This is a genomic window from Pontibacter mangrovi (assembly GCF_006385705.1).
Lineage (GTDB): Bacteria > Bacteroidota > Bacteroidia > Cytophagales > Hymenobacteraceae > Pontibacter > Pontibacter mangrovi.
Genome location: NZ_VFRQ01000016.1, coordinates 20,176 through 37,271, shown reverse-complemented (window position 1 = coordinate 37,271; position 17,096 = coordinate 20,176). Strand labels below are relative to the sequence as shown.

At 56.0% G+C, this 17,096-nt stretch carries 19 protein-coding genes; 12 read left to right on the top strand and 7 right to left on the bottom strand.

Features of this window, described 5'->3' with window-relative positions; genetic code table 11:
• The first annotated feature begins 19 nt into the window (after window positions 1-19).
• The 3 genes from FJM65_RS19585 to FJM65_RS19575 are packed head-to-tail and all read left to right on the top strand — an operon-like array spanning window position 20 to window position 3,118.
• Window positions 20-1,441, top strand: coding sequence for a calcineurin-like phosphoesterase C-terminal domain-containing protein (locus FJM65_RS19585; protein ID WP_140623778.1), 1,422 nt, complete (start codon window positions 20-22; stop codon window positions 1,439-1,441).
• Between the two features lie 18 nt (window positions 1,442-1,459).
• Entirely contained in the window at window positions 1,460-2,371 is a 912-nt protein-coding gene (locus tag FJM65_RS19580) for a glycerophosphodiester phosphodiesterase family protein (RefSeq protein ID WP_140623776.1), read from the top strand.
• A 42-nt stretch (window positions 2,372-2,413) separates the two neighbouring features.
• The gene (locus FJM65_RS19575; protein WP_140623774.1) at window positions 2,414-3,118 is read left to right on the top strand and encodes a GDSL-type esterase/lipase family protein; all 705 of its coding nucleotides are present in this window, start codon (window positions 2,414-2,416) and stop codon (window positions 3,116-3,118) included.
• 54 nt (window positions 3,119-3,172) lie between these two features.
• Here FJM65_RS19575 and FJM65_RS19570 read toward each other — a convergent pair whose 3' ends face one another.
• Window positions 3,173-3,937 carry a DeoR/GlpR family DNA-binding transcription regulator gene (locus FJM65_RS19570; protein WP_140623772.1) on the bottom strand — a complete coding sequence of 255 codons (765 nt, stop codon included), beginning with the start codon at window positions 3,935-3,937 and terminating at the stop codon, window positions 3,173-3,175.
• Between the two features lie 292 nt (window positions 3,938-4,229).
• On the opposite strand from FJM65_RS19570, the gene FJM65_RS19565 reads away from it, so the two are divergent.
• Entirely contained in the window at window positions 4,230-4,658 is a 429-nt protein-coding gene (locus FJM65_RS19565) for a hypothetical protein (RefSeq protein WP_140623770.1), read from the top strand.
• Window positions 4,659-4,671: 13 nt separating this feature from the next.
• Window positions 4,672-5,139, top strand: coding sequence for a hypothetical protein (locus FJM65_RS19560; RefSeq protein ID WP_140623768.1), 468 nt, complete (start codon window positions 4,672-4,674; stop codon window positions 5,137-5,139).
• A 78-nt stretch (window positions 5,140-5,217) separates the two neighbouring features.
• Here FJM65_RS19560 and FJM65_RS19555 read toward each other — a convergent pair whose 3' ends face one another.
• The 6 genes from FJM65_RS19555 to FJM65_RS19530 all read right to left on the bottom strand — a co-directional run bounded on the left by FJM65_RS19555 (window position 5,218) and on the right by FJM65_RS19530 (window position 8,875).
• Complete coding sequence (locus FJM65_RS19555; RefSeq protein ID WP_181163808.1) at window positions 5,218-5,853, bottom strand: DUF4397 domain-containing protein; 636 nt, start codon at window positions 5,851-5,853, stop codon at window positions 5,218-5,220.
• A 255-nt stretch (window positions 5,854-6,108) separates the two neighbouring features.
• Window positions 6,109-6,522, bottom strand: a complete 414-nt coding sequence (locus FJM65_RS19550; RefSeq protein WP_140623763.1) for a c-type cytochrome — start codon at window positions 6,520-6,522, stop codon at window positions 6,109-6,111.
• Entirely contained in the window at window positions 6,509-7,198 is a 690-nt protein-coding gene (locus FJM65_RS19545) for an SCO family protein (RefSeq protein WP_140623761.1), read from the bottom strand. Before FJM65_RS19545 ends, FJM65_RS19550 begins: the two co-directional genes overlap by 14 nt.
• Window positions 7,182-7,616, bottom strand: coding sequence for a hypothetical protein (locus FJM65_RS19540; RefSeq protein WP_140623759.1), 435 nt, complete (start codon window positions 7,614-7,616; stop codon window positions 7,182-7,184). Before FJM65_RS19540 ends, FJM65_RS19545 begins: the two co-directional genes overlap by 17 nt.
• A 409-nt stretch (window positions 7,617-8,025) precedes the next feature.
• On the bottom strand, window positions 8,026-8,451 hold the full coding sequence (locus tag FJM65_RS19535) for a DUF2267 domain-containing protein (protein ID WP_239023030.1): 426 nt from the start codon (window positions 8,449-8,451) through the stop codon (window positions 8,026-8,028).
• 94 nt (window positions 8,452-8,545) lie between these two features.
• Window positions 8,546-8,875 carry a DMT family protein gene (locus FJM65_RS19530; protein WP_140623757.1) on the bottom strand — a complete coding sequence of 110 codons (330 nt, stop codon included), beginning with the start codon at window positions 8,873-8,875 and terminating at the stop codon, window positions 8,546-8,548.
• Window positions 8,876-9,246: 371 nt separating this feature from the next.
• On the opposite strand from FJM65_RS19530, the gene gyrB reads away from it, so the two are divergent.
• From gyrB to FJM65_RS19495, 7 genes are all read left to right on the top strand, one after another.
• On the top strand, window positions 9,247-11,205 hold the full coding sequence (gyrB, locus tag FJM65_RS19525) for a DNA topoisomerase (ATP-hydrolyzing) subunit B (protein ID WP_140623755.1): 1,959 nt from the start codon (window positions 9,247-9,249) through the stop codon (window positions 11,203-11,205).
• Window positions 11,206-11,388: 183 nt separating this feature from the next.
• Window positions 11,389-11,760: a hypothetical protein gene (locus FJM65_RS19520; protein WP_140623753.1), complete on the top strand. Its 372-nt coding sequence runs from the start codon at window positions 11,389-11,391 to the stop codon at window positions 11,758-11,760.
• 271 nt (window positions 11,761-12,031) lie between these two features.
• Window positions 12,032-12,838 (top strand): FixH family protein, encoded by an 807-nt coding sequence (locus FJM65_RS19515; RefSeq protein ID WP_181163807.1) that lies wholly within the window; start codon window positions 12,032-12,034, stop codon window positions 12,836-12,838.
• A gap of 71 nt (window positions 12,839-12,909) precedes the next feature.
• Window positions 12,910-14,928: a TonB-dependent receptor gene (locus tag FJM65_RS19510; protein WP_181163806.1), complete on the top strand. Its 2,019-nt coding sequence runs from the start codon at window positions 12,910-12,912 to the stop codon at window positions 14,926-14,928.
• Between the two features lie 306 nt (window positions 14,929-15,234).
• On the top strand, window positions 15,235-15,759 hold the full coding sequence (locus tag FJM65_RS19505) for a transporter substrate-binding domain-containing protein (protein WP_140623747.1): 525 nt from the start codon (window positions 15,235-15,237) through the stop codon (window positions 15,757-15,759).
• A complete protein-coding gene (locus tag FJM65_RS19500) occupies window positions 15,743-16,702 on the top strand; it encodes a cation diffusion facilitator family transporter (RefSeq protein ID WP_140623745.1) in 960 nt (319 codons plus the stop codon). The genes FJM65_RS19505 and FJM65_RS19500 overlap by 17 nt, the downstream gene beginning before the upstream one ends.
• Before the next feature lie 66 nt (window positions 16,703-16,768).
• Window positions 16,769-17,059, top strand: a complete 291-nt coding sequence (locus FJM65_RS19495; protein WP_140623743.1) for a hypothetical protein — start codon at window positions 16,769-16,771, stop codon at window positions 17,057-17,059.
• Window positions 17,060-17,096 lie beyond the last annotated feature (37 nt).

The window sequence follows — 17,096 nt, the reverse complement described above, 5'->3', positions numbered from 1 at the left end:
TACCTAACCGCTTACGATTATGAAGAGAAGAGATTTCATCAACCATGTATTACTGCTGTCAGGTGGCCTGGTGCTCAGCGGCCGCGCAGCCTTCGGGTTTGGCACCCCTGCCAAAAACAAGCTCAAGGGCACGGTGCGGGCAGCAGGAAAAAGGCTTGCCCATGTGGCCGTGTCGGATGGCTACAGCGTGGTGCAGACCGACAGGAAAGGCCGCTTTAAGCTGCCTGTACATGCAGAGGCGACGTCTGTGTTCGTTTCTATTCCGGCCGGTTACGCCATTCCGCACGAGAAGGGCATTGCCCGGCACTATCACCTGATCACGGCAGACCGGGAAAAGTATGATTTTGAGCTGACGCCCCTGACGCAGGACGACACCAACCATACCTTTATCGTATGGGCAGACCCGCAGGTGCGCACCAAAGGCGATGTGCGGCAAATGGTCAACCAGGCCGTGCCGGATGTGCAGCAGCTGGTGCAGTCGCTGGGAGCAGGCACCTTGGTGCACGGCATGACCGTGGGCGACATCGTATGGGACAAGCACGAGCTGTTTACTGATTATGACAAGGCGGTGGCCGGCACCGGCATCCCGTTTTTCCAGGCGCTGGGCAACCACGACATGGACTATAACCAGGGCGGGGATGAGGCGTCGGATGATACGTTCCAGCGCCTTTACGGCCCTACCTATTACTCTTTTAACCGCGGTAAGGTGCACTACGTGGTGCTGGATGACGTGCGCTACCTGGGCACTGACCGGAACTACGACGGCCATCTGACCCCGGCGCAGCTCAGCTGGCTTAAAGCCGACCTGGCGCTGGTACCGAAAGAGCACCTGATTGTCATCGGGCTGCATATTCCGGTGCACAATGCCGTGGAGAACAATGCGGAGCTCTATGCTATCCTGGCTGAGCGCAAAGTGCACATCATGTCGGGCCATACACACTATAACCGCAACGTGATCAAAGACAATGTGTATGAGCACGTGCACGGCACCCTGTGCGGCGCCTGGTGGACGGGCCCGATGTGCGGCGACGGCACCCCGAGAGGCTACGGCGTGTACGAGGTGGAAGGCAACGAGCTGAAGTGGTACTTCAAGTCTACCGGCTATGGCAAGGAGCACCAGTTGCGCCTGCACGTAGTGGAGGATGAGGGCCAGAAGCAGTTGTTTGCCAATGTATGGAACTGGGACCCCGAGTGGAAGGTAAGCTGGTGGGCCGACGGCAAGGCCATGGGCGAGTTGAAAAACACCGTCACCTATGACCCGGAGGCCTTTGCCCTGTACAAGGGCAAGGACAAGCCCGAGACGCGGGGTTTTGCCGAGCCAACCGAGACGGATCACCTGTTTGTAACCTCCCTGGCCGAAGGCATGAAAACGGTTCGGGTGGAAGCCATAGACCGCTTCGGAAACAAGTATGACCAGACGATTTCTACAGAAATCTCCTAACGTATCGATGACCACAAGATGAAGAAGCTTTTAAGTATTGCCGCTCTCGGGCTGACGCTTTTTGCCGGCTGCAAGAGTAGTCAGACGCCATTGCAGGAAAAGCAGGTGCCCTTACCTGCCTTTGATACCGAGGCGCACAGGGGCGGGCGCGGCCTGATGCCGGAGAACACCATTCCCGCCATGCTCCATGCCCTGACGCTGGGGGTAACGACCCTGGAAATGGACTGCCACATCACCCAGGACGGAAAAGTCGTTGTGACGCATGACCCGCACATCAACCACCTGTACGCCCTGACGCCGGAAGGCAAGGAGTTCACAAAAGAAGAAAGCCAGCAGTATGCGGTGTATCAGCTGGACTATGACCGGGTGCATGCCTTTGACGTGGGCTCCAAGCCCTATACACTGTATCCGCACCAGCAGAAAATGGAGGCGCACATTCCGCTGCTAGCTGACCTGATTGACTCGGTGCAGACCTACCTGAAGCAAAACGACCTGCCGCAGGTATTTTATAACATCGAGGTGAAGTCCAAGGCAGAACATGACGGCAAGTTGCACCCTGTTCCGGAGAAGTTCGCCGCGCAGGTAGTGGACGTGGTGGAGCAGAAGGGGATTACGCCCTGGGTCATCATTCAGTCTTTCGACAAAAGGGCGCTGCAGGCGCTGCACCGCCAGTACCCGCACATCAGGGCCTCCCTGCTGGTCAGCAACAAAGACTCTTTCGAGGAAAACATCGCCCAGCTCGGCTTTACCCCTGCTGTGTATAGCCCCAACGCCAAGCTCGTTACAAAAGAGCTGGTGGACAAATGCCACAGCCGCGACATCAAGGTTGTTCCCTGGACGGTGAACACGGCCGAAGAGATCGCCCGCCTGAAGGCCATGGGCGTAGATGGCATCATCTCTGATTACCCGAATCTGTTTAACGCGCAGTAGCGGGTTTTTATACTTTATAGAACAAAAAAGAGAAGCATAAACATGAGGTTACGAAAGCGCATTGGATGGGGCTTACTGGGCCTGTTATCAGGCATGCTGATGCTGCCCGAAGCGGCCCTGGCACAGGAAGAAGCCGCCTGGGACAGCACCTATCGGCCTTCTACTTACCAGGTGCAGGTGGACCAGTTCCGCGCCTATCCCAACTCACGCAAAGACATTATCTTCCTGGGCAACAGCATTACGGCCCACCCCGACTGGAGCGAGCTGCTGGGAAATAAGCACGCGCGCAACCGGGGCATTTCCGGGGACATTACCTATGGCGTGCTGGAGCGCCTGGACGAAGTGACGGAAGGCAAGCCGGACAAGATTTTCCTGCTTATTGGCATCAACGATATTTCCCGGAACATCCCTGACAGCCTGATTCTGGAAAACTATAAGAAGATTGTGCGCAGGATTAAGGCAGAGACGCCTTCCACGGAGCTATACCTGCAGACGATGCTGCCCACCAACAACACCTTCACCAAATTTAAGCGGCACTACAACCGCGAAAAAAATGTAGCCTGGCTGAATAATGAGCTGAAAAAGCTGGCGGCTGCCGAGAAGGTAACCCTGATAGACCTGCACCCGCACTTTGCTGACAGCGAGGGCCGCCTGGTGGAGGCCTATACCCACGACGGGCTGCACCTGACCTACAAGGGCTACGAGAAATGGGTGGAGATCCTCAAAGAAGGCAAGTACCTCAAATAGGATGTCATACGTTAGAAAGCAAGGGCAGGCCTTTACAGCGCCTGCCCTTGCTGTTTAGACGATAGTGACTTTAATGCCCATGCCCTCCAGCGTCCTGACCACGTAGTCCGACACGCCTTTGTCGGTGATGATCTGGTCGATGTCCTCAAAGCCGCAGATCTTGCCGAAGCCCCTTTTGCCAAACTTGGTGGAGTCGGCAAGCACAATGGTTTTCTGCGCCACCTTGATCATCTGCCGGTTTAAGTGCGCTTCCATCACGTTGGTGGTGGTCAGGCCGAACTCCATGTCGATGCCATCTACGCCCAGGAACAGCTTGCTGAAAGAAAAATCAGCCAGAATGCCCTCGGCATAAGGCCCCGTTACCGAGGAGGAGCTTTTCCGGACAAGGCCGCCGAGCTGAATGACCTCCACCTCGGGGTGGCGGATGAGCTCCAGCGCCACGTTCAGGGCAGAAGTGATGACGCTGAGGCTGCCTTTAGGCTGGATGTTCTTGGCCAGCGCCAGCACGGTAGTGCCCGAGGCGATAAGAATAGAATCGTTTGGCTCCAGCAATTTAGCTGCCGCAGTCCCGATCAGCATTTTCTCTGCCGACTGGATTTTTTCTTTCTCGTTTACCGAGCGGTCGGTGGTATAAGGGTTATGGAGGGTGGCCCCGCCATGGGTTCTGAACAGGAGGCCTTTGTCCTCGAGTAGCTTCAGGTCTTTGCGGATGGTAACCGAGGAGACGTCCATGTCGGTGCAAAGGTCGGCTACGTTTACTTTTCCCTCCTGCTGTAGTCTGCTGATGATTTTTTGGTGCCTTTCAGCGATGCTAATCATAAATTCTTGTGGCGCTTTTATGAAAGTTGGCACTGCCATCAGGCCTTCGGAATGAGCGCTCCGGACCTGAAACCGATGCCGTATGGTTCTAGGCGAAGATAGTTAAATTATGGGATTATTTTATAGCCTGCGACAGCTAAAGCCAATTAAAAAGACCCAAATTTCGTGCTCGAAGCATACAATTAATTTTAGGTAAATAATAAAGATTTCCCAAGCCTGTTATCAGGAACCAAAAACTGTACTATTTTTGTATTGCCTGCTTATTAGATTATTGTTTTTTATTTCAAGCCAAATGATTCTGTTTGAAAACAGCATTGTCGTCTTAGCGTATAGCCCGGCAACGGATATCGTAGAAATCAAGTATCCTGACCTGCACGGCTACCTGTTGCCAGAGATTAAGCACACGATCCGCAACATGGTGCAGGTAATTAAAAATTATGATGTAAAGCGTGTCTTGCTGGATTCTACCAGAACCCACGTTTCAGTTAGCGATGAAGAAAGCCGGGAGGTGGCTACTTTTCTGGCGACAGAACTGGCTAAGACGCGGGTGGAGCGTGTGGCGCGACTAAAATCGGCAAGCGACCGTGTAGAGAAACTGGCTGTGGCAAACATGGGGGTGATCAAGTTGTCGGGCAGCATCCCCTTTCTTCTGGAGAATTTCACGACGAAAGAAGAGGCCATGGCCTGGCTCACAGGAATCCCTAAGCTGGAAACGCTGTAAAACACACAGACGCTTGTGGCAAACAGGGCGGGAGAAGCCTATACCTGCCGTTGGCAGAGACGAAACAAGGATGATACTTTTTAGCAATGGACTGATCACGCTGGATTATAATCCGGCTACGGATATTATGACCGTGGGCTTGCCCGATATCCGGACGTTTAGCGCGGTGGAGGTGGAGCGTGCCCTGCAAGTGGTCGTAGAGACCATCACCAGCTATGACATTAAAAAGCTGTTGATAGACTCCAGCCAAGCCGTTGTGGAAGTAGACGATGCGACCTACCGGCTGATTATCCTCGGCTTTAGCCAGGCCCTGGCCAAAACCCGCTTGCAATATGTGGCGCGGGTAGAAAGCGCCCGGCAGCAGCAGGAAGACCGGGCGGCCCGGGTTACCGAGGAGGCAAAAAGGAAGGGTGCTCTTTCCATTACGCACCGCAACTTTCCCAATGCCGCAGAGGCGCTGGAGTGGCTGCAGGCGCAGTAAGCGTGATCATGGAAGTATAAATAAAAAAGGGATGCCCCCCGTCTGGGAGGCATCCCTTTTTTGTAGGGTCAGCCAGGCTTAGTAATTTCTGAAAATCTGGCCTGCCAGCGCATTGGTGTTGCCGGAAGGCGGGAAGGCGAAGCCACGGATTACCAGTGTGTAGGCTCTGCCAGCCTCAAAGCTTGCCTTGGGCACTGTCAGCAGTTCTTCGTCTGAGCCTGCGGCTTTCACTTCCAGGTCGTATCTGCCGGCGTCAAACTCATGGAAGAGCGTGATGTCTTTAAAGGCCAGGTCACTAGAGAAAGGAACTTCTTTGTCGCCGATGGCCACGACGTCCACTGCTTCCGCATCCGGCGACAGGTGCACCACACGCAGGGCGGCTTTGCCGTCGGCAGGCGTTTTCACGCTGTCCTGCACCACCAGCAGCTCCATATCGTCCAGGGTGTTGATGGCAAACAAAGAGAAGGCCTGTCCCTGCTTAAGATTCAGCGTTGTGTCCAGGTAAGCATTGGACGCGTTGGAGGGCGTAAACTTAAAGTTCGTGCTGCCGGTGTTGAGCGTGACATAACCGGTATAGGTAGAATACGGAAGCGACTGGTTAAAAACAACCTGGCTGTTCACCTGCACATCCATGGCAGGGGCATCCGGAGAGCCATGATAAAAGGAAGTATACGCCACCGGCGTCGGCTCCGGCATGTCTGGCTCGTTATCCATGCATCCGGTCAGGGACACAGAGGCAAGGCAAAGTAAAGACAGGGTAACTTTGTTTAAGAGGGATCTTTTAAAAAGATGTAGCATAGGGGTATAGATTAGATAAAAGGTTATGTTGCCGGATTTCGGTACAGAGAAGACCCGGAAAGCCCTCCTGTAGTTGCAAGCCCGCAAACTTTATTTATGTTTTAACGCTGATGCGGCTTTAATCGGATGTGCTTTTATACTTTTTCTGCCTGAACACGCTGCCTTTTATGGCTAGGGCGCTTTAGGGCAGGCTTGCATCAGGCGCTCCACTTCCTGCATGGTATAGCGCTCATTTTTATTGCCAAAATTGGTCTGTATGTAGTTGAGCAGGTTGGTGATGTGGTCTTCCCGCAGGCTTTCCACGCCGGGCATCTCCTTGTTATACTCCACGCCATTCACCACAATGGAGCCAGCCATGCCCTGGCGGATCAGGCAGGGCAGTTCGTCGCGGTGCGTTTGCAGGTAATCGGCCTTGGCCAGGGGCGGGATCAGCCCTTTCAGGCCGCTGCCGTCTTCCATGTGGCAGCTTTGGCAGTGGGTTTCATACAGGTGCTTGCCCTCGTCTTTTTTCTTTGTGAAGCACTGCGTCAGGCTGGTGAGGGCAAAAGCCCCCAGCGCCAGCGCCACAAGTTTATTTTTTCTCATCCTTTTTCTCGTTCAGCAGCAGCGGGATGTCATCAATCAGCTTATCCACCGACTCGGGTTTGGTGCCGTCATAAATGCCGCGTATGCGTCGCTGCCCATCCATCAGTATAAAGTGGCCGCCATGGGTAAAGCCGCCTTCCGCGCCGCCGTCTGCCTGGGCGGGCACCAGGTACTGCATGGCCATGTCGTAGATGCTGTCTTTGTCGCCGGTAAGCAGGTGCCATTTCTGCGTCTCTATGCCCAGCCTGTCGGCGTAGTCGCGCAGCACGGCCACCGTGTCGTGGGTCGGGTCTATGGAGTGGGAGAGCAACAGCACGTCCGGGTTCTCTTTATAGGCCTCGTACACGCGCAGCATCTGGCTTTTCATCTTTGGGCAGATGGTAGGGCAGGTGGTGAAGAAGAAATCCGTCACGTAGATTTTGCCCGCCACCGTCTCCTGCGTCACGCGCTGGCTGTCCTGGTCCACGAAAGCGAAATCCGGAATCTGGTGGTAAATGGTATCTGTTACGGTCTTGCCATCCACGGTGCGCTCCACGGGCTCCCGCTCGCCGTAAATGGGCAAGGTATTGGCGGAGGATCCTCCCTGGCTGTCGCAGCCGTAAAAGGAGGTGGCAACCAGGGCGAAGGCGGCCACGGCAAAGCCTGACTTCAGGCTTAGTTTATTTCTCTTGTTCATACTTGTTTAATGTGGACTGGGCAGCTTCCAGGGTGCTGTCCATAAGGGTTTGTACACGCTCTATTTTCTGTAGCTGGTCCTGCAGGTAATCCATGGCCTGCTCATGTTCTAAGGAGTCAGGGGCCTGGTACTGGTGCATCCACGCCATCATGGCTTCATCGGCCTTTTCCAGCCCGCTAAGCTCCTGTGCCAACGGCTGCAGCGTCGCCGTGTCGGCCTGCGCTGTCTGCAGCGAGTCCTGTAGGCTGCGCAGGGCGCGGCGCAGTTTGTGGGTGTCATCCATCCTGGCCATGGCCTCGTCGTGCACGGCCATCACTTTGTCTTGTAGCGCTGTTTTTTCCTCGTCACCCGACGAGCCTTCCTGGCAGGCTGACAGCAGGGCCAGCGGCAGGGCAAGAAGTAGGAGTTGCTTTTTCATGGGATAGGGTAGGGCCCAAAGCCTTGGTCCCTGACGCTTGTTTATTATAAAGTTACGCTTAAAATCTCGGAAGTCCTGCCCTTTTTGGCAGGACGGGTGGCAGGAAAGCCTTAAAAGGGAACGCCACATGCTCCCCCAGAGCCTGTTTTGCCAAGGCCTAAGGCCCAGCCCAGCCTGTTTATTTGGGAAGGCTGCCAGAACAGAAGGGAATGCCGCTTGGAAAAGCACGGCAGGGGCAAGGCAGCTACCGGTTGCCAGAAGACTGACAACCCTGTCGGTAAGGCCGGTAATGCCGCTTCGCCACATGGTGCAAAGGTATGGGGGAGGGCTGGCAACTGCAAGTTAAAGCTATAAACACCGCGCAGGACCAGCTAAACTGCGCCTGCGCGGTGTCGGGGTGCTCCTGTTTCTAAGCCGGTACGGTAATCTCCGAGTGAAGCGCCTGGGCAATCTGCCGGTACTGGCCTTCGGAAATGTGGTCGCGCAGGAAAGACATGACATCCTGAAAAGCATAGAAAGCATGGTCCAGCGTCGGGAAGTCAGCCTGGTCAGCGCCCGAGTCTTTTGTCCGGATAAACTCCAGCCATTCGTCCTCGTGCCGGATGCGCACCGGCTCATGCATCGAGAAGCCGTCGTAATAAATGCCTTTCCAGATGATGGGCAGCTGAGCGCCAAAATGGATCGCCTCGCCAGTGGGGATGCGGTCGCGGATAGCGTGCAGCACGGCCCTGAAGATGCGGGCGGCTTTTAGATCATCGTCTATACCCAGGTAGGTGCATAGCTCGTGCAGCCATGTCTTACCGTCTTTCAGATACGTCTCAAAGTTCATTGCCATAGTTTGTCTTCGTTTTTAGATGGAACATACATCCTTAGAAAACGAAGCCCCGGCGGCAGGGTTATAGTGCCGGGCTGCCAGGTATGGCCTTATGCTACCATTTTTTGAAGACGAAGAACACCGCGGCCAGGATCAGCACAAAGCCCACGATGTAGTTCCACTTCACTTCCTCGCGCAGGTACAGCACCGAAAAGCCGATGAACACCACCAGCGTGATCACCTCCTGTATCGTCTTCAGCTGAAAGGCCGTGAACTGCCCGTGCCCGATGCGATTGGCCGGCACCTGAAAGCAGTACTCGAAAAAGGCGATGAGCCAGCTGAACAGGATCACCTTCCAGAGGGCAACCTCTTTAAAGCGCAGGTGGCCATACCAGGCAAAGGTCATGAAGATGTTGGAGACGAGTAGCAGCAGTACTGTTTTCATACGTCGTTTTTTACCGCAAATGTGTGTATTTTAAAGATGCGAAAGTATAGTTGGCGGCAGGAAAATAGGTAGCGGGATTTTATACATTGAGAAGCCGGATTGACCCGTTTTCCCTGTACAGGATTTTGCCCCTCCCTGCATCAAGGCTGCAGCGTTGCAGAGCATCGTTGTTTTTGTGTTTTTTAGAGGGAGAAACAGGTGTTTAAGGCACTAATGGTAAGCGTAATTTGTTAAATTTTAGTAACTTATACGTTGGTGGCGGGGCAGGTGCAGCCTCTGGTTGCGCCTAAGCTCTTGCACTGGGCTTAAAAGTATAGTTTAAACGAAATAAAAGTGGTAATTTTACCTATTCAATCTACCCTGATACACAAATGAGTGAAGTAGAAGAAAAATCATTAGCAAACGATTATTCAGCAAATAGCATTCAGGTACTGGAGGGGCTCGAAGCAGTTCGGAAGCGCCCGGCCATGTACATCGGCGACATTGGCATCAAAGGCCTGCACCACCTGGTGTGGGAGGTGGTGGATAACTCCATCGACGAAGCCCTGGCCGGCCACTGCGACGAGATCTCTGTCACCATTAACACGGATAACTCCATCACTGTCTCGGACAACGGCCGTGGCATCCCGACGGACTTTCACCAGAAGGAAGGCCGCTCTGCCCTGGAGGTAGTTATGACGGTGCTGCACGCCGGTGGTAAATTCGACAAGGACACCTACAAAGTTTCCGGCGGTCTGCACGGGGTGGGGGTGAGCTGCGTGAACGCGCTCTCCACGGACCTGCACGTTACGGTACACCGCAAAGGCAAGATATACGAGCAGCACTATAACATCGGGGTACCGGCCTACCCGGTGCGCGAGATCGGCGAGACCGACAGAACCGGCACCACGGTTACCTTCCAGCCGGACGCCTCTATCTTTACGGCCACCGAGTACAAGTATGATACGATCGCCAGCCGCCTCCGGGAACTGGCCTTCCTGAACAAGGGCATCCGCATCAACCTCAAAGACCTGCGCGAGGTGAACGAGCAGGGCGAGCCGCTGTCAGACTCTTTCCTCTCGGAGGGTGGCTTGAAGGAGTTTGTGACCTACCTGGACGAGACGCGCGAGAACCTGATCCCGGAGCCGATCCACGTGGAAAGCGAGAAAAACGGCGTGCCGGTGGAGATCGCCCTGCAGTACAACACGTCTTATACCGAGAACATTTTCTCGTATGTCAACAACATCAACACCATTGAGGGCGGTACGCACGTGGCCGGTTTCCGCCGCGCCCTGACCCGTACCCTGAAAACCTATGCCGAGAAATCGGGCATGCTGGACAAGGTGAAGGTGGATATCAATGGCGACGACTTCCGCGAAGGCCTGACAGCGGTTATCTCCGTGAAAGTGGCCGAGCCGCAGTTTGAGGGCCAGACCAAAACCAAGCTGGGCAACTCCGAGGTATCCGGCGCGGTGGATACGGCCGTGGGCGAAATGCTCAATGCCTACCTGGAGGAGAACCCAAGAGAGGCCCGCACGATTGTAAACAAGGTTATACTTGCCGCCCAGGCCCGCTTTGCCGCCCGCAAGGCCCGCGAGATGGTACAGCGCAAGAACGTGCTCTCCAGCACCAGCCTGCCGGGCAAACTGGCCGACTGTTCGGACAACAACCCGGAGAACTGCGAGATTTACCTGGTGGAGGGTGACTCGGCGGGTGGATCTGCCAAGCAGGGCCGCGACCGTAAGTTCCAGGCCATCCTGCCGCTGCGCGGTAAGATCCTGAACGTGGAGAAGGCGCAGGAGCACCGCATCTACGAAAACGAAGAGATCAAGAACATGATCACGGCCCTGGGCGTGAGCTTCGGCACGGCCGAGGATGACAAGGCCCTGAACATGGAGAAGCTGCGTTACCACAAGGTGATCGTGATGACGGATGCTGACGTGGACGGATCGCACATCCGTACGCTGATCCTGACCTTCTTCTTCCGCTACATGCGCGATTTGGTGGAGAAAGGCTATATCTACATTGCCCTGCCGCCGCTGTACCTGGTGAAGAAAGGCAAGGAGGAGCGCTACTGCTGGAGTGAGCAGGACCGCCTGGAGGCGATACAGGAGCTGGGCAAAGGCAAGGAGGAAAGCGTAGGCGTGCAGCGCTACAAAGGTCTGGGGGAGATGAACCCCGAGCAGCTCTGGAACACCACCATGGACCCGGGCACCCGCAGCCTCAAGCAGGTTACCATCGAGTCTGCCGCCGAGGCCGACCACCTGTTCTCGATGCTGATGGGCGACGAGGTAGGCCCGCGCCGCGACTTTATCGAGCGCAACGCCAAGTACGCCCGCGTAGACGTGTAACGGTTTTTAATAGGATACTTTTGAAAGCGGCGGCTATACTTTAAAGTATGGCTGCCGCTTTTTTTATGCCCTGCCCAGCGAAGGCGTTGGCAAGCCTTTCTGGCCCGGAGTGACAATTGCTTTCAAATTTTATGATGCAGGTCATCCATTCACAAGCAAAGCTGTGTTACCTTTGCCCTTGAGATGAGACTGACAGTGGCTACGATATTGCTCTTGCTGATGACGTTCCAGGTACTATACAAGGGAATCGTCCTATCGTCTTATTTTGCGAACAAGGCCTATATTGCAGCGGTGCTCTGCGAGAACAAAGACAAGCCTGAGATGCACTGCGAGGGGAAATGCTACCTGAAAAAGCAACTTCAAAAAGCGGAAAGCCCTGAAAGCGACAACGCGGGCTTTACCCTAAAGCTGGAGGTGAGTCCCTTTACAGCGCCGGGCTCTGCCTGGAGAGGCGCCATAGGGGCTGTGGCCACCACGGCCGCGCCTCGTCCCTTTCTTAAAAGCAATTACCGCTATTCCTTCTATACCGCCTGCTTTCACCCGCCGCGGGCCTAGCGCACCAGTTCCCAGCCTGCTTTCATGCCATCCAGAAGTGCTGTCGTCAGCGCCCTGGTTCACTGTGCCTGGCTTGCCGGCCTAAAGCCCTGAGATGACAAGCAATGCGGGGGCGGTTGACATACCCAGCCCAACGCGCAAACAGCCATGGCTATACTTTTGGAAAGTATGGTGGGGCCACGCTTTGCCCATTTTTTCAAGACAAATTTCTTTGGCAAGGGGATGCAGCATAAGCCTTTTGCCATCCGTTATACTTACAGACAACAATACCATGAAAAATAATACCTGGCTCATCCTTTGGGCCCTTTTCGCGACAACGTTCCTGACCACCAGCTGCGATACAGAAGAAGACACGCCCGAACCGGCCACAGCCTACGAAAAAATAGCCGAAGGCCAGACTGAAACCGCTCACCTGAAAGTGGAGGTATACGCTACTGCTGCGCTCACAACAGGCTACAACCCGCTCTACATCGCCCTCTATGATGAAGCAGGAAAGCGCGTGGAGCAGGCAGACATCCGTTTGATGCCCCTGATGGAGATGACAGACAAGAAGCACGCGGCACCCGCGGAGAGCCCTTCGTCGGAGAAGGCGGTGGCAGGCTATTTTCCGGGGGCGGTGGTGTTCACCATGCCTTCGGGAGACATGGGAACCTGGAGCCTGACTGTGCAGGTGCAGGCAAACGGGCAGACTGACAAAGTCACGCTGCCGGTAACGGTGCAGGAGCCCGCCACCCCCCGCCTGAAGTCTTTTGTGTTGGCGACAGACGGCAGCAAGTACTTTGTGGCCTACCTGCAGCCGCAGGAGCCCAAAGTGGGCGTGAACGATATGGAAGTGGCTGTGTACCGCATGGCCTCGATGATGGATTTTCCGGCAGCAACAGACCTGACCCTGGAACTGGCGCCTGAAATGCCCACCATGGGCCATGGCTCGCCTAACAACGTGAGCCCGGTGCACACCGGCCAGGGACACTACAAAGGGCAGGTAAACTTCACCATGACCGGGCTGTGGTACCTGCACCTGACGCTGCGCGATACGAGCGGCGAGGCGGGGAACCTATACTTTGAAGTAAATTTTTAAGGCTAAAGCTTGTGCCCCGGTGTAGTTCCGGGGCACAAGGCCTAATGATCATACGTTAAATGGCAAAGGACATGAAAACGCCTTTCCTAATGGGGAGCCTGGCGCTGGGCATGTGGCCGGCGCTGGCCCAGCAACAAGCAGTGCCCGCTGACTCTGTTCGCACGATTGTGCTGCAGGAAGTGGCTGTTACGACCAAAAGCCACAGCCAGCAGCAGCACCTGCAGGAGTTCTACCAGGCCAACCGGTCGGCGACCACGGAAGAACTGATAGCGCGCATGCCCGAGGTGTCGTTTATCCGGCGCGGCAGTTACGGCATGGAACCCACCATCCGTGCCTACAGCCCCGGGCAGGTGAGCGTGATGCTGGACGGCATGCGCCTGCAAGGGGCCTGTACCGATAAAATGGACCCGGCCACCATCTACATTGAGCCACTCAACCTGCAGGGGATAGAAGTGCAGACAGCAGGCGCGGGCAGCATGCAGGCAGCGGCCATCGGCGGCAGCCTTAACATGAAGCTGGCCGAAGCAGAGCTGGCCGGCGCGCCCGCCTTGTCCGGCTCGGTGAGCAGCGGCTACCAGTCTGCGGCGCAGGCAGTGCTGGAGGCGCTGCGGCTAAACTACGCCACCCCCACCTGGGGGCTCCGGGCATCGGGCACCTACCGCAAGAGCCAGAATTACCGCAACGGCAAGGGTGAAAAAGTGCTGTACTCGCCGTATGAAAAAGCCAACATCGCCCTGAACGCCAAGTACCTGCTGGAAGAGGACCTGGTGCTGAAGGCTGATTTTATTGCAGATGAGGGGTGGAACATCGGCTTTCCGGCCTTGCCCATGGATGTAGGGGAGGCCAGCGCCCGCATCGGGTCGGTCACGCTGCTGCGCGAAAACGAAAGCAGGCGCTGGAGCCGCCTGGAGGCCCGCCTCTACGCCAACCGCATCGCCCACGCCATGGACGACAGCGCCCGCCCGGACCTGCCTGTGCGCATGGACATGCCCGGTCTGAGCCGCACCAGCGGCCTGTATGTGGAAGGCAGTATGGCGCCGGCCCCTAACCAGCAGCTGACCCTGCGTGCCGACGCCTCCTCCTCTTACCTGGAGGCCTCTATGACGATGTATCAGCCCGGCCAAGCGCCGATGTACATGCTGACCTGGCCCAACAACCGGGAGCTGCAGTCGGGGGTGGCGGCGCAGTATACGCTGCAAGCCGGCGCTAAAACCCAGCTGCAGCTAAACAGCCGCCTTCAGGTATCCCGCTTTTCGGTTACCTCAGCCGCAGGGCGCGATCAGCTGTCGGTTTTCGGCTACGGGCAAACCCGGCAGCAGTTTGTCATTCCGTCTGTATCGGTGCAGGCAAGCCGCGTGCTGTATAAAAAGCTGAAAGGTACGCTCTCCGGCAGCTTTAACGGGCGCACGCCTTCTGCCAGCGAGCTCTATGGCTTTTACCTGTTCAGCCGCTTTGATGGCTATGATTATATCGGCAACCCGGCGCTGAAGCCGGAGCAAAGCCTGCAGGGGGAGCTCACGCTGTCGTGGCAGGAGCCCCGGCTGCGCGTGCAGCTGACAGGCTATGCGTCCCGGGTAGCCAACTACATCGTGGGAGCTTATGAGGCGGAACTGAGCGCCATGACGATAGGGGCCCATGGCGTGAAAGTATACCAAAACGAAGCCTATGCCTTGCTTGCCGGCGCCGAGGCCAGTGCCGTGTATAACATCACGGCCTATACGCAACTGGTCAGCACGCTCCGCTACGGCTATGGCCGCAGCGCGGGCGGCGACCCGCTCCCGATGGTCGCGCCGCTGCGCAGTGTAAGCTCGCTGCGGAGGTACTTTGGAGACAGGCTGTGGGTGCAAGGCGAAACGGAGATGGCCGCTGCCCAGCACCGCACCAGTGCGCGCTTCCAGGAAAAACCGACCGAGGCCTTTATGCTCTGGCACCTGCGCGCAGGCTACCGGCTGGAGACAGAGAAGAAAGTATGGGAGCTGAACGGCGGGGTGGAAAACCTCTTCGATGCAGCCTACCGCGAGCACCTGGATTGGGGGCAGGTGCTGCGCCCGGGCCGCAACATCTTTTTTCAGGCAAGTATGGCCTTCTAAAGCAAAAGGGCAGGTATGGAAAAGATGCCTGCCCTCTTGCTTTCTTGTCCCTGTACCTATCGTGCTCCTCCCGATCCTTTCCCCGGTGCATTGCAGCACGCTGATTTTAAGCAGGCTCGTTCATTGAGTTTAGCGGAGCCCGGGGGCTAAGCACCCTTACGGACATTGACAGGCTGGTTCACGGAAGATTCCGGTTGGTTGGCCAATAGCTGCGCCTGCATGCTGCTTTTTGGCACGGCCTCCCTTAGGAAAGCAACCATAACGTATAAATCAAGGTACAGCTAAGGCAGAAGCAAATCAAAAACCTTGCGCTGGCATGTAAGGGCCGGCGCTGAAAATGCACAACGGATGAAGCTTTTTATACTTGCTGTAGGGGCCTGCCTGTTGCTGGCGGGCTGTGAGGGTAACTTTCCCAAGGACCCCGAGCGTACCCTGGAGAAGGCCAAACAAGACCAACTGGTGGTAGGCTACTCGGAAAACCCGCCGTGGGTCGTGAAAGGAGATACGGCCCCGACAGGCATTGAGCCGGACCTGGTGCGGGCCTTTGCCTCTTCTATTGGTGCCCGGGTCAGGTGGCAAAACGACACGGAGCAAAAGCTGTTTGAGGACCTGGAGGAAAAAAAGGTGCACCTGGTCATTGCGGGCATCACGCAGAAAACCCCCTGGAAAAAGAAAGTGGCCCTCACCAGGCCCTACCTCAAGCAGGGGAAGGAGAAGCATGTGATGGCGGCTATTCGGGGAGAGAATGCATTTATCGTTGCGCTGGAGCGCTTCCTGCACGCACAGGAGCCGCAGCTGAAACAGACACTGGGCCATGAAACAGATAGATAACTTTGAGTATCCCCAGGGGCTCCGGGACGACTTTAAGAAAGCAAAGAAGCTGGAGTGGATCACGATCGGCTACCTGATCACCACCGCCCTGGCCATGTACCTGACCATGGGCAATTCGCAGGCCATGAAAACCGCCTGGTTTGAGGACCTGCTCAGCCTGACGCCCTCGGTCTCCTTCCTGATCGCCTCCAGGATCTTCTTTAAATCGCCAAACAGGGACTTCCCGTTCGGGTACCATCGGGTGGTGAGCATTGCGTACTTGTGTAGCGCGCTGGCCCTGTTTTCTATCGGTACCTTTCTGGTGATCGACTCTGTGATTACCCTGGCCATGCGGGAGCACGCTACCATCGGTACGGTGGTGGTGCTGGGCCACCAGGTATGGCTGGGCTATTTGATGATAGCAGCCTTGCTATGGGGAACCTTCCCGGCCATCATCCTGGGCAAGAAGAAACTGCCGATCGCTGAGAAGCTGCATGAAAAAAACCTGTACACGGACGCCAAGATGAACAAGGCCGACTGGATGACGGCTGCGGCGGCTATTTTCGGTGTGTTGGGCATCGGCATGGGCTGGTGGTGGGCTGATTCAGTGGCGGCTTTGGTGATATCGGTGGATATTGTGCACGACGGCTTTAATAACCTGAGGCAGGCGGTGTACGATTTGATGGACCAGGTACCCATGACCGTGGATAACCAAAAGCGCGATCCGCTGATCGAGAAGGTAAAAGAGACACTGGCTGGGCAGAGTTGGGTGAAGGATTGCAACATACGCCTGCGCGAGGAAGGCCACATTTACCTGGGCGAGGGCTTTGTTATTCCTGCCCGGGAAGATAACCTGACACAGCTCATTGAAGAGGCCTCCCGGGAGGTGCGGCAACTGGACTGGCGGATTCAGGAGTTCGTGATCATGCCGGTGGAGAAGTTGCCTAAGGAGGAAAAAGCCTGAAAAGCGCAGCACAGGCAGCCGGTTTCTAAGCCGGTGCCGTACACAAAACCTAAGGTATACTTGGCTATGAAATCAATGCAACTAAACGAAGCGAACGCCACCCTGCGCCTGGAGGGAAGCGAGGCCACCAGAAGTATGGACATCAAGGAAGTGCTGGTCGACACCTGGCCTTCGTCAGGCGGCCTGCACCTGACCGTGCTGGATGAAAAAAACATCCCCATCTACCACCAGGTACTGGAGCGGTCACAGAGTGCCATCCCGGTCGAAAGGCGTTTTGTATTTTACGACCACCTGGCAGTACACGTGCAGGCAGAGAAGCCAGGGGAGAGGTTTGCCCTTACGCTGCGCTTTACCTGATAAAACAGGGCCGGTTGTCGCGCAAAAAGCGGTAAAG

What these genes read in the sequence shown, in the direction of transcription:
- FJM65_RS19500 (WP_140623745.1), top strand. Translation starts at nt 15,743, where the DNA reads ATGAAACAGATAGATAACTTTGAGTATCCCCAGGGGCTCCGGGACGAC.
- FJM65_RS19530 (WP_140623757.1), bottom strand. Translation starts at nt 8,875, where the DNA reads ATGAAAACAGTACTGCTGCTACTCGTCTCCAACATCTTCATGACCTTT.
- FJM65_RS19555 (WP_181163808.1), bottom strand. Translation starts at nt 5,853, where the DNA reads ATGGATAACGAGCCAGACATGCCGGAGCCGACGCCGGTGGCGTATACT.
- gyrB (WP_140623755.1), top strand. Translation starts at nt 9,247, where the DNA reads ATGAGTGAAGTAGAAGAAAAATCATTAGCAAACGATTATTCAGCAAAT.
- FJM65_RS19570 (WP_140623772.1), bottom strand. Translation starts at nt 3,937, where the DNA reads ATGATTAGCATCGCTGAAAGGCACCAAAAAATCATCAGCAGACTACAG.
- FJM65_RS19545 (WP_140623761.1), bottom strand. Translation starts at nt 7,198, where the DNA reads ATGAACAAGAGAAATAAACTAAGCCTGAAGTCAGGCTTTGCCGTGGCC.
- FJM65_RS19565 (WP_140623770.1), top strand. Translation starts at nt 4,230, where the DNA reads ATGATTCTGTTTGAAAACAGCATTGTCGTCTTAGCGTATAGCCCGGCA.
- FJM65_RS19495 (WP_140623743.1), top strand. Translation starts at nt 16,769, where the DNA reads ATGAAATCAATGCAACTAAACGAAGCGAACGCCACCCTGCGCCTGGAG.
- FJM65_RS19520 (WP_140623753.1), top strand. Translation starts at nt 11,389, where the DNA reads ATGAGACTGACAGTGGCTACGATATTGCTCTTGCTGATGACGTTCCAG.
- FJM65_RS19510 (WP_181163806.1), top strand. Translation starts at nt 12,910, where the DNA reads ATGAAAACGCCTTTCCTAATGGGGAGCCTGGCGCTGGGCATGTGGCCG.
- FJM65_RS19580 (WP_140623776.1), top strand. Translation starts at nt 1,460, where the DNA reads ATGAAGAAGCTTTTAAGTATTGCCGCTCTCGGGCTGACGCTTTTTGCC.
- FJM65_RS19550 (WP_140623763.1), bottom strand. Translation starts at nt 6,522, where the DNA reads ATGAGAAAAAATAAACTTGTGGCGCTGGCGCTGGGGGCTTTTGCCCTC.
- FJM65_RS19540 (WP_140623759.1), bottom strand. Translation starts at nt 7,616, where the DNA reads ATGAAAAAGCAACTCCTACTTCTTGCCCTGCCGCTGGCCCTGCTGTCA.
- FJM65_RS19575 (WP_140623774.1), top strand. Translation starts at nt 2,414, where the DNA reads ATGAGGTTACGAAAGCGCATTGGATGGGGCTTACTGGGCCTGTTATCA.
- FJM65_RS19535 (WP_239023030.1), bottom strand. Translation starts at nt 8,451, where the DNA reads ATGGCAATGAACTTTGAGACGTATCTGAAAGACGGTAAGACATGGCTG.
- FJM65_RS19585 (WP_140623778.1), top strand. Translation starts at nt 20, where the DNA reads ATGAAGAGAAGAGATTTCATCAACCATGTATTACTGCTGTCAGGTGGC.
- FJM65_RS19515 (WP_181163807.1), top strand. Translation starts at nt 12,032, where the DNA reads ATGAAAAATAATACCTGGCTCATCCTTTGGGCCCTTTTCGCGACAACG.